Source organism: Marmoricola sp. RAF53 (assembly GCF_052114005.1).
Lineage (GTDB): Bacteria > Actinomycetota > Actinomycetes > Propionibacteriales > Nocardioidaceae > Marmoricola.
In genome coordinates this window covers 1-9,899 of sequence record NZ_JBFRDX010000045.1, presented here as the reverse complement: position 1 = coordinate 9,899, position 9,899 = coordinate 1, and the positions used below count along the sequence as shown (strand labels likewise).

At 69.8% G+C, this 9,899-nt stretch carries 10 protein-coding genes, 1 other RNA gene and 1 pseudogene; 3 read left to right on the top strand and 9 right to left on the bottom strand.

Annotation, left to right across the window (positions count from 1 at the left end; genetic code table 11):
* Both AB4Y76_RS21180 and AB4Y76_RS21175 read left to right on the top strand, forming a co-directional pair.
* A pseudogene (locus AB4Y76_RS21180) lies at positions 1-303 on the top strand (hypothetical protein); the annotation flags it as partial.
* Complete coding sequence (locus AB4Y76_RS21175; RefSeq protein WP_441928957.1) at positions 201-491, top strand: hypothetical protein; 291 nt, start codon at positions 201-203, stop codon at positions 489-491. The pseudogene AB4Y76_RS21180 and the gene AB4Y76_RS21175, both read left to right, overlap by 103 nt.
* A gap of 67 nt (positions 492-558) precedes the next feature.
* On the opposite strand, the gene ssrA is transcribed toward AB4Y76_RS21175, so the two are convergent.
* Positions 559-931, bottom strand: a transfer-messenger RNA (tmRNA) gene (ssrA, locus tag AB4Y76_RS21170).
* 65 nt (positions 932-996) lie between these two features.
* The gene (locus tag AB4Y76_RS21165) at positions 997-2,601 is read right to left on the bottom strand and encodes a pilus assembly protein TadG-related protein (RefSeq protein WP_441928955.1); all 1,605 of its coding nucleotides are present in this window, start codon (positions 2,599-2,601) and stop codon (positions 997-999) included.
* A gap of 114 nt (positions 2,602-2,715) precedes the next feature.
* On the opposite strand from AB4Y76_RS21165, the gene AB4Y76_RS21160 reads away from it, so the two are divergent.
* Positions 2,716-3,069, top strand: coding sequence for an iron chaperone (locus tag AB4Y76_RS21160; RefSeq protein ID WP_441928953.1), 354 nt, complete (start codon positions 2,716-2,718; stop codon positions 3,067-3,069).
* A gap of 11 nt (positions 3,070-3,080) precedes the next feature.
* On the opposite strand, the gene AB4Y76_RS21155 is transcribed toward AB4Y76_RS21160, so the two are convergent.
* From AB4Y76_RS21155 to ftsE, 7 genes are read right to left on the bottom strand one after another with little or no spacing between them, the layout of a single operon-like run.
* A complete protein-coding gene (locus tag AB4Y76_RS21155) occupies positions 3,081-4,565 on the bottom strand; it encodes an MFS transporter (RefSeq protein ID WP_441928951.1) in 1,485 nt (494 codons plus the stop codon).
* Positions 4,566-4,593: 28 nt separating this feature from the next.
* Complete coding sequence (locus AB4Y76_RS21150) at positions 4,594-5,370, bottom strand: SDR family NAD(P)-dependent oxidoreductase (protein ID WP_441928949.1); 777 nt, start codon at positions 5,368-5,370, stop codon at positions 4,594-4,596.
* A gap of 29 nt (positions 5,371-5,399) precedes the next feature.
* Positions 5,400-6,290: an amidohydrolase family protein gene (locus AB4Y76_RS21145; RefSeq protein ID WP_441928947.1), complete on the bottom strand. Its 891-nt coding sequence runs from the start codon at positions 6,288-6,290 to the stop codon at positions 5,400-5,402.
* Positions 6,287-6,763: an SsrA-binding protein SmpB gene (gene smpB, locus AB4Y76_RS21140; RefSeq protein WP_441928945.1), complete on the bottom strand. Its 477-nt coding sequence runs from the start codon at positions 6,761-6,763 to the stop codon at positions 6,287-6,289. Before smpB ends, AB4Y76_RS21145 begins: the two co-directional genes overlap by 4 nt.
* 60 nt (positions 6,764-6,823) lie before the next feature.
* The gene (locus tag AB4Y76_RS21135) at positions 6,824-8,086 is read right to left on the bottom strand and encodes a peptidoglycan DD-metalloendopeptidase family protein (protein ID WP_441928943.1); all 1,263 of its coding nucleotides are present in this window, start codon (positions 8,084-8,086) and stop codon (positions 6,824-6,826) included.
* Between the two features lie 57 nt (positions 8,087-8,143).
* Positions 8,144-9,064: a permease-like cell division protein FtsX gene (ftsX, locus tag AB4Y76_RS21130; RefSeq protein WP_441928941.1), complete on the bottom strand. Its 921-nt coding sequence runs from the start codon at positions 9,062-9,064 to the stop codon at positions 8,144-8,146.
* A 16-nt stretch (positions 9,065-9,080) separates the two neighbouring features.
* Positions 9,081-9,770, bottom strand: a complete 690-nt coding sequence (ftsE, locus tag AB4Y76_RS21125) for a cell division ATP-binding protein FtsE (protein WP_441928939.1) — start codon at positions 9,768-9,770, stop codon at positions 9,081-9,083.
* Between the last annotated feature and the right edge of the window lie 129 nt (positions 9,771-9,899).

The following is a 9,899-nucleotide window of genomic DNA, read 5'->3' as shown; positions in this document are numbered from 1 at the left end:
ATGCTGAACAAGGTCCCCGAAGTCACCGTCTACTTCTGGTTGATCAAGATCCTGTGCACCACGGTCGGCGAGACCGCGGCCGACTACCTCAACGACACCCTCGGCCTCGGCCTGACGAAGACCTCGATCTTCATGGGAGCGCTGCTGGCGGTCGCCCTGGTCTTCCAGTTCCGGGCCCGCCGCTACCTCCCGTCGGTGTACTGGATCGCCGTCGTGCTGATCTCGGTCGTCGGCACCCTGATCACCGACAACCTCACCGACGGCATGGGCGTCTCGCTCTGGATCTCCACCGGGGTCTTCTGACCCGCCCGCTGGGCGCGTCGATCGGCGACTACCTGTCCCAGCCCAAGGCCGACGGCGGCCTCGGCCTGGGGACGACCGTCACCAGCTTCCTCTTCCTCGCCGCGATCCTCGCCCTGGTCACGTTCCTGACCGTGACCAAGGTCGACAGGACCGAGGAGCCGGCGGACGTCGAGCTCGAGGCTGCCTGATCTCGCACGACGACGGACAGCGACGCCCGCGACCGGGAACGGTCGCGGGCGTCGCGTTCACGCGTACGCGTGGAGCTGGCGGGAATCGAACCCGCGTCCTCGAGCGCCGTGCCAGGCCTTCTCCGGGTGCAGTCCGCGGTGTGCGCTTTTCTCGGCCCCGGTGCTTGCACGGACACGTGCACCGACGGGCTCAGTCAGGATTGAGTCCCGATCAACCCTCCTGACGGAAGTTGATCAGCAAGCCTTCTAGATGACGCCAGAGTCCGGGACGAAGGCGGATGCCCGGTCTGACGCTTCGATCACTGCTCAGGCAGCGAGAGCGAAGGAACTGCGAGTGTTGTTGGCAGTTATAGGTTTCCAGCGAACGTTTACGAGATGACGCTGGCTTCTCGACCCGCTTCTCCTGGGACCAACGTCCCTAGTCGAAACCAATCAGCCCCTCTTGAGTTGTACGACCGAAGTCTAGTGGGGAACACCTCGAGGAACGAACTGATTCCCACGCAGTTCAACCACGCAGGGCCGGGACGGTGCAGGACGGCTTCGGTACGGCGAACACGTCGACGCCGGCGACGTTGAGCCCGAGCAGGTCGCTGATCGGGCCGAGGACGAGCTGGTTGACCAGGGCGAGCACGGGGTTGAGGACCGGGACGACGACCAGGTTGACCACCGACTCGATGATCCAGCCCAGGCTCATGCCGAGCGGCAGGATCCCGAGCAGGGTTGCCTGCAGGTCGTTGACCTTGAGCGAGGTGAGCGCCATCCCGGACCCGGAGCTGACCGCGGTGTCGTAGCTGCCCGGCGGGATCGCGATCTTCAGGTGCGTCCCGGTGGGCGCGGCCGTCGTCCCGACGTTGCCGTGGATGTCGACGATCGACAGGCCGAGGGCCTTGAGCTGCCCGAAGAGCCCGACGTTCAGCTGGGCCAGCGAGGAGGCGACCGAGACGCCGATGCCCTCCGGGGTGTTCGGCCCGCACGAGATCTCGTCGAGCGTGACGGTGCCCTCGGCGAGCTCGACGTTCAGGGACACGTCGGCGTCGAGGCCGAGGAGGCCGATGTCGAACCCGGGGATCCCGAGGTCGACGTGCAGGACGACCTGGGCGGTGTGCTGGCTCGCGCCGACCCGGCCGCAGGTCATCACCGGCGCTTGGACGATCTTCAGGCTCGCCCTGACCCCGGCCAGCCCGGGGATGCCGACGGTCAGGTTCGGGACCGCGAGCGCGTTGCTGCCGTTGGCGATCAGCGCCGAGCCGGCCACCAGGTCGAGCACGTTCACGCTGGTGCTCAGTGCCGCGGCCGGCGCGTCCTGGAGCGCGAGCAGCGCGCCGAGGTCGATCGGCGGCAGGGCACCCAGGTTGAGCTGCGCGAGCTTGTTGAGCAGCGCGATGTTCGCGGTGTCGCCCTGTTCCTTGGCGAGCACCTTCGCCATCGCGAGGTACAGCCGTCCCAGGCTCAGGTGGTCGAGCGCGACCAGCTCGTCCGGCGTACCGGCGCCCAGCTCCGCGGCGAGCCCGAGCAGGCTGATGCTGGAGGTCGCCAGGCCGGTGTAGGTGAGGACGCCCGCGTTGAGGGCGTCGCCGACGAGCAGGTTGAGCAGGGCCGAGCTGGATGAGTTCAGCCGGAGCGCGTAGGACCCGACCTTGAAGCAGGCGGTGGCATCGGTGACGGCGACCGAGGACCGGCTGGCGGTGCCGCTGCCGCCGCGGATCGCGAAGTCGACCGGCGTCCGCGCCGTCACCTTGACGGCGTTCGGGACCTGGCCGTTGCCGATCGTCGGCTTGAAGCCGGCGAGCGGCGCGGTCGGCTGGTAGTCCCCCGCCTTGACGGTGCCGAGCTCGACGACGACCGTGGCGCGGGAGCTGTTGCGGGCTGCGCTCCGGGCCGCGGCCGTCTGCACGGCGGTCCTGAGCTGGCCGACCGTGCGCCCGTCGAGGAGCCGCGCGGAGTCGAGGGCGACCACGTCCGCGACCGACTGCATGTCGCGGCGGGCGACGCGCTGGACGCCGATGTCGACGCTGAGGGCCGCGAGCGGGATCAGGATGAAGCAGACGACCAGGGCCACCACGACGGCGACGACGCCTCGCTCGTCACGACGACGCCTCCACCCCACCACGACCGGCCTCCCTGCCTGATTCGCGTTGTATGTCCCCTATGCGAAAAGACTAGTGGCCGGCCTTCCCGTGGCGCAGCCGAACCCCTGATCCGGACCAGGCTGCGATGCTGAGCCATGACCGCAGCCGAGATCGACGCCTACCTCGACGGCCTACCCCCGGAGAAGCGCGCCACCCTGGAGGCGCTGCGCACCTCGATCCTGGCGGTCGTGCCCGACGCCGAGCAGTGCATCTCCTACTCGATGCCCGGTTTCCGCGTCGGTGGGAAAGTCGTCGCCGGGTTCGCGGCGTTCAAGAACCACCTCAGCTACTTCCCGCACAGCGGCTCGGTACTGCCCGCGCTCGGGGACGCGGTCGCCGGGTACGGCGGCGGCAAGGGCACCCTGCAGTTCCCCGTGGACGAGCCGCTGCCCGACGACCTCGTCCGCCTGCTCGTCGAGACCCGGATGGACCAGCTCGGCCTGACCTAGCCCGGGACGGCTCAGGCGGTGCCGCCGACCTCTTCCAGGTACTCCGCCTCGGCGGCCTGCTCGGCGAGCTCCTTGTGGTGGCGCACGGCCGCGACGCCGGGCAGCTGCAGGCTCACGAGCGCCGCCACGGCCAGACCCAGGCCGGGGACCCAGAGGGCACGCAGCACGCCGTCGCGCCACGCCTCGGGCGTGAACGCGTCCCCGATCACCTCGAAGAAGACCACCCCGACCAACGCGAGCAGCAGCGCGCCGCCGACCTGCTGGAAGGTGCCAAGGACGCCGGACGCGGCGCCGGCGTCCTTCACGTCGGTGTTGGCCAGCGAGACGTCGATCAACGGGATGGCGGCGCCGGCCAGCCCCGCACCACCGAGCGCCATCGGCCCGATCAGGTCGCTCTTGGTCAGCAAGTCGCCGTGGTGCGCGATCGTCTGCGCCGTCCAGGCGACCGCCGTCGTGAACCCGACCAGGCCGATCGTGACCAGGTGCTTGCCGAGCCGGTCCACGAGCGGCACGCACGCGACGCTGGCGAAGAAGGCGCCGAGGCTGAACGGAAGCGTCGCCAGCGCGGCGTTGATCGGGCTGAAGTGCAGGCCGATCTGCAGGTAGAGGATGACGACGAAGAAGTAGGCGCCGATCGACCCGAAGAACGCCAGCGACGTGAAGGTGCCCGCGGCGTACCCGCGGTCGCGGAACAGGCTCGGCGGCACCAGCGGCAGGCCGCCGCCGCGCTCGACCCGGCGCTGGTAGAGCACGAAGACCACGGCCAGCACGGCGGCCAGGCCGAGCAGCGCCCAGATCCACCAGTCCCAGCCCTGCGGGCGGCCCTCGATCAGCGCGAACGAGGTCAGGAACAGGGCCGACGAGCTGAGGACGACGCCGGGGATGTCCAGGCTGGTGCGGTGCGGCGACCGCGTCTCCGGGATCAGGAACCAGCCGCCGACGACGAGCAGGATCCCGATCGGGATGTTGATGACGAAGATGCTGCGCCACTCCAGGTCGGCGACGTCGTTGGTGACCAGGATGCCGCCGAGCAGCGGACCGGCGACCGCGGCGAAGCCGGTGATCGCGCCGTACGCGCCCAGGACGCCGGCGCGCTCCTTCGGGCTGTAGAGCACCTGCACGATCGAGAGCACCTGCGGCACCATCGTCGCGGCGAAGAAGCCCTGGACGAACCGGGACAGCACGAGGACCTCGGCCGTGGGCGCGAACGACGCCAGCGCGGAGGCCGCGGTGAAGCCGACGACGCCGACGAGGAAGACCAGCTTGCGCCCGTAGAGGTCACCGAGCCGGCCGGAGGTGATGAGCACCGTCGCGAAGGCGAGCACGTAGCCCGAGACGATCCACTCCAGCTGCGACGGCGTCGCGTCGAGGTCCTGCTGGATCGACGGCAGCGCCACGTTGACGATGGTCGTGTCGAGCAGGTCCATGAAGGTGGCGACGAAGAGGACCAGGACGGCGGTGGTCCGGACGCGTCCGGTCGGAAGGGCTGGGGTCACGGGAAGAGGCTAGTCCCGTACGCCGACATCACCCCGCGAGGTGTCCCTGGTCGACCGGCAGGATGCTGCCGTGCACCGCCGCGGCGTCGTCCGAGGCGAGGAAGGCGATCACCGCGGCGACCGCGTCGGCGTCCATCAGCCCGCGCTTGGCCGAGACCCGCATGATCAGGTCCCAGTCCGCGCCCTCGGGCACCTCGATGGTGGTCACCTGCGGGGTGTTCATGCCGCCCGGGCACACGCAGTTCACCCGCAGCGGCGTGTCCAGGTACTCCACCGCCAGCGCCTTGGTCAGGCCGACGATGCCGTGCTTGGCCGCCGTGTACGCCGCCGAGTAGGCCTCGCCCATGATCCCCGCGACCGAGGCCACGTTGACGATGTTGCCGCCGACCTCCAGCAGGTGCGGGATCGCCGCCTGGGCGACGAAGAACGCCCCGCCCAGGTTGAGCGCCACGTCGTGCGCCCACTGCTCGTCGGTGACCTCGGTGGTGGTCCGGAAGTCGTGCCGGCCGGCGTTGTTCACGACCACGTCGAGCCGGCCGAACGCCTCCACGGTCTCGGCCACCGCGGCCCGGCACTCGTCCGGGGAGGTGACGTCGTGGGACCCGAAGACGACGTCGCCCGGCAGGTCCGCGCAGGAAGCGGCGACGGTCGCGAGCAGCTCGGCGTTGCGGGCGGCCGCGTAGACCTGGCCACCGGCGGCGGCGAAGCGTCGTACGGCGGCGGCACCCAGGCCCGAGGAGGCGCCGGTGACGAGGATCGAGCGACCGGCGAAGACGTCCGGACGCAGGGCAGGCGTGAGGGTCATGCGCGGATCCTTCCACGCACGAACCCCGCTCAGGAGCCGAACAGTGCAGCCGCGTTGTGCCAGCAGACTCCGGCGAGCCAGCCCTCGTCGAGGCCCGGCGCGCGACCCAGCAGGCGGGCCAGGCCGTCGTACTGGTGGCCGTACTCGTAGGGCAGCGACGGGAAGTCGCTGCCGTAGAGGAGCTTGCCGCCCAGCGCGGCGACCCGCGGCAGCAGCGCGTCGGGGAACGGCACGAAGAAGTCGGTGAAGACCATCGTGGTGTCCAGCCGGGTGTGCTCGTAGCGCTCGGCCAGGTCGAAGAACTCGGCGAACTCCGGCGCCCCCAGGTGCGCCACGATCACCCGGAGGTCCGGGAACAGCCGCAGCAGCCGCTCCAGGTGCTCCGGGCCGGTGAAGGCGTTGCCGACCGGACCGGACCCGACGTGCACCACGATCGGGGTCCCGGACTCCTCCAGCACCTCCCAGGCCGGCAGCAGCAGCGGGTCGTCGAGCAGGAACTCCCCCACCTGGGTGTGCAGCTTGAAGACCTCGACGCCGTCGGCGACCAGGGCCGCGACGTCGCCCTCGACGCCCGGCTCCGGGTAGAACGTCGCCGACCGCAAGCACTCCGGGACGCGGGCGGCGAACTCGGCCGCCCACCCGTTCAGGTACGCCGCCACGCCGGGCTTGTGCGCGTAGGGCAGCGCGGTGAAGCGCCGTACGCCGAAGCCCCGCAGCTGCTCGACCCGCTCCTCGTCGCTCCCCCGGTACAGGACCGGCCAGGGCCGGCCGATCTTCGGGCCGGCCTCGTCGAACTGCCGCCAGACCGCGCGCTGGATGTTCTCCGGCAGGAAGTGCACGTGGACGTCGAAGAGCCCGGGGATGCCGAGGTCCTCCGGGGTCGGCGCCGGGGTCGGCTCCGGGTTCGACTTCGGGTTCACTCGTGGCCCTTGAGCCGGCGACCGAGCGCCTGCTGCTTTTCCCGGTTGGCCTGGCGCTCGGCGATCGCGTGGCGCTTGTCGTAGGTCTTCCGGCCACGGGCCAGCCCGAGCTCGACCTTGGCACGGCCGTCCTTGAAGTACAGCGCCAACGGGATCAGGGTGAAGCCGCGCTCGTTGACCTTGGACTCGATCTTGTCGATCTCGTGGCGGTTCAGGAGCAGCTTGCGGACCCGGCGGGGCTCGTGGTTGGTCCAGGTCCCCTGGGCGTACTCGGGGATGTGCACGCCGTGCAGGAACGCCTCCCCGTCGTGGATCTCCGCGAACCCGTCGGTGAGCGTGGCCCGGCCGGCACGCAACGACTTCACCTCGGTCCCGACGAGGACCAGGCCGGCCTCGTAGGTGTCGTCGACCTGGTAGTCGTGCCGCGCCTTGCGGTTCTGCGCAATCATCTTGCGCCCTTGCTCCTTGGGCATGGGTCACCCCTTTCCAAGGCGCAGTCTCTCAGGCCCCGGCAACGAGGTTTCGCGCGTCCCTCAGAAGAACTTCATCGGGTCGACCGCGGTGCCGTCGAGCATCACCGTGAAGTGCAGGTGGCAGGCGGTGGACCACCCGGTCGTACCGGCGAGGGCGACGGTCTGGCCGCGGCTGACCCGGGCGCCGTTGCCGACCTTGTAGGAGCTGATGTGGTTGTAGATCAGCGTCATCGCCTTGCCGTTGACCTTGCCCACGTCCAGGATCAACCGGTTGCCCCAGACGTCGGAGTAGTACTCCGAGATCACGGTGCCCTCGGCACCGGCCATCTCCGGTGTCCCGCACGGCGCGTGGAAGTCGACGCCGTTGTGCAGCCCCCAGTAGCCGTAGATCGGGTGCTTGCGCCAGCCGAACGGCGAGGTGACGTAGCCGTCGACGGGCCGGCGCAGGAAGCCGCCGGTGTCGCCGGAGTAGCCGCCCTTGGAGTGCTTGGCCCGCTGGATGATCAGCGCCCGGATCCGGGCCTCCTCCTTCTTGAGCTGGCGGAGCTTGCGGGCGTCGGCGGCGCGGGCCCGGGCCGCGGCCACGGTGGCGTTCCTGCGGACGCCGACCAGCGCGACCACGCGGGCACGGTTCGCGACGGCGGCCTGCTCGAGGGCCTGCTTGTGAGCCAGGTTCACGGCGGCCGCCTGGCGCTGCTCGGCGACGGCCTGCTTGGCGGCGGCGACCTTCTTGGCCTGGACCCGCAGCAGCACCTCGGTGGCCTGCAGGTCGGCGTACATCCGGTTCTCGCGGTCCATCAGGTTGTCGACGGTGTTGAGCTGGGAGGCCAGCTCGACCGGGTCCTGGGAGGTGAGCACCATGGAGAGGCCGAGCAGCCGCGGGTCGCCGTACTGGTAGTCCGCGGCGGCGAGCCGGCCGATGTCCCCGCGCTGCTCGACGACCTTCGCCTTGCCGGCCTCGACCTCCGCCTGGGCCTGCTCGAGCGCGGCGACCGCCTGGGCGAGCCTGGCCTGCATCTGCGCGTCGAGCACGCGGGCCGCGGTGAGCTGGCCCTCGGTCGCCGCCAGGGTCCGCTGCGCGGAGTCCAGCTGGGTCTGCGCGGTGCGCAGCCGGGTGGTCGCGGCGATCAGTGCGGCGCTGGAGTCCTCCAGGTCGCCCTGGGCGTCCTGGATGCCCTGCTGCACCTTGTGCTTCTTGTCGTGCAGGTCATCGGCCTGGGCGTTCGGGAAGGGGACGGCGCCGCTGGCCACCGCGAGGGCGCAGAGGGACACCAGCGCCGTGGTGACGCGATGACGGGTCGTCCGGGGAAGGGTGCGAGCCACGAGGGAGCCTGTTCAAATTGGGGAAGAAGTGAACAGAGTGACAGTAACCCGCCGGGCTCAGACTTTGAGGTATTTGCGCGTCATCACGAGTGTCGGGATCAGCGTGATCAGCACGCCGAGGATCGCGATGCCCCCGACCGCGACGAGCGCGTCGTGCCAGTCGACCCACTCCACGATCTGGGAATTGTTCCGCAACCGGCCGTAGACGGCCCAGTACATGACCGCCCCGATCGCCAGCGAGGCCAGCAGCACGCCGATCAGCGCCGCCACCAGCGTCTCCATCAGGAACGGCAGCGAGATGTACAGGTTCGAGGCGCCGACCAGACGCATGATCCCGATCTCCTTGCGGCGCGCGAACGCCGCCAGCCGGATCGTGTTGCCGACCTGCAGGATCGCCGCCACGAGCAGGAACCCGGCGATGAAGAGCGCCCCCCACTTCATCAGCGACATCCAGAAGTAGATCGGTTTCAGGACCGCCCGCAGGTCGTGCACGGACGCCACGCCGTCCATCCCCGACAACGCCGACTCGACGCCGCGGAACTGGTTCGGGTCCTTGAGCGTGACCCAGTACGACTCCTGCATGTCCTCGGGCGTGACCGTCGCGTAGATCTGCTGCTCGGTCTTGTCCTTGGAGATGAACACCCGCTTCCAGGTGGCGTACGCCTCCTCCTTGGTCTGCAGGTACGACGAGGCGACCTCCGGGTGGGTGTCGATGACCTCCTTGATGGCCGCCTTCTGCGCGTCGTTCACCGCCCCCGAGGTGCAGTGCGGGGTCCGCGAGTTCTGGTTGCACAGGTAGACCGTGATCTGGAGCTTGCTGCCCCAGTAGTCCTCGGCCTTCTGCGCCTGCTGGTTGAGCAGCAGGCCCATGCCGACCAGGGTCAGCGAGACGAAGATCGTCACCACGAGGGCGATGGTCATCGAGACGTTCCGGCGCAGGCCGGTGCCGGTCTCGGAGAAGACGTAGCGAAGCTGCATGGCTGGTGAGTACCCCTCAGTGCTGGAAGCCGTAGACGCCGCGGGACTGGTCGCGCACGACCTGCCCGTCGGCCAGCTCGATGACCCGCTTGCGCATCTGGTCCACGATGCCGGCGTCGTGCGTCGCCATCACCACCGTCGTCCCGGTGCGGTTGATGCGGTCCAGCAGCTTCATGATGCCCACGCTGGTGTTCGGGTCCAGGTTTCCGGTCGGCTCGTCGGCGATGAGGATCATCGGCCGGTTCACGAACGCGCGCGCGATCGCGACCCGCTGCTGCTCGCCACCGGAGAGCTCGTCGGGCATCCGCTCGCCCTTGCCCTCCAGACCGACCAGCTCCAGGGTCTCGGGGACCACGGCCTCGATGTGGCTCTTCGGCTTGCCGATCACCTGCAGCGCGAACGCGACGTTCTCCGCCACGGTCTTGTTCGGCAGCAGCCGGAAGTCCTGGAAGACGGTGCCGATCTTGCGGCGCAGCGCCGGGACCTTCCAGCTGGCCAGCCGGTTGATCTCCTTGCCGGCCACGTAGACGCGGCCCTGGGTCGGACGGGCCTCGCGCAGGACGAGCCGCAGGAAGGTCGACTTGCCGGAGCCGGACGCGCCGACGAGGAAGACGAACTCGCCCTTCTCGACGTCGACGGTGACATCCGACAGCGCAGCCTTGTGCTGGCCCGGATAGATGGTGGAGACGTTCTCGAATCGGATCACAAGGTCGGGGCGGCCGGGTCGGGGACAGTTCGTTCAGGCGCACGTCGGCGCCTTTCCGGCCGTCGTCGAGTCTAGGCGGTGGCACCCAGTCGTGTGCCTGCGGACGCGCCCGGGCGCGTCCACAGGCGC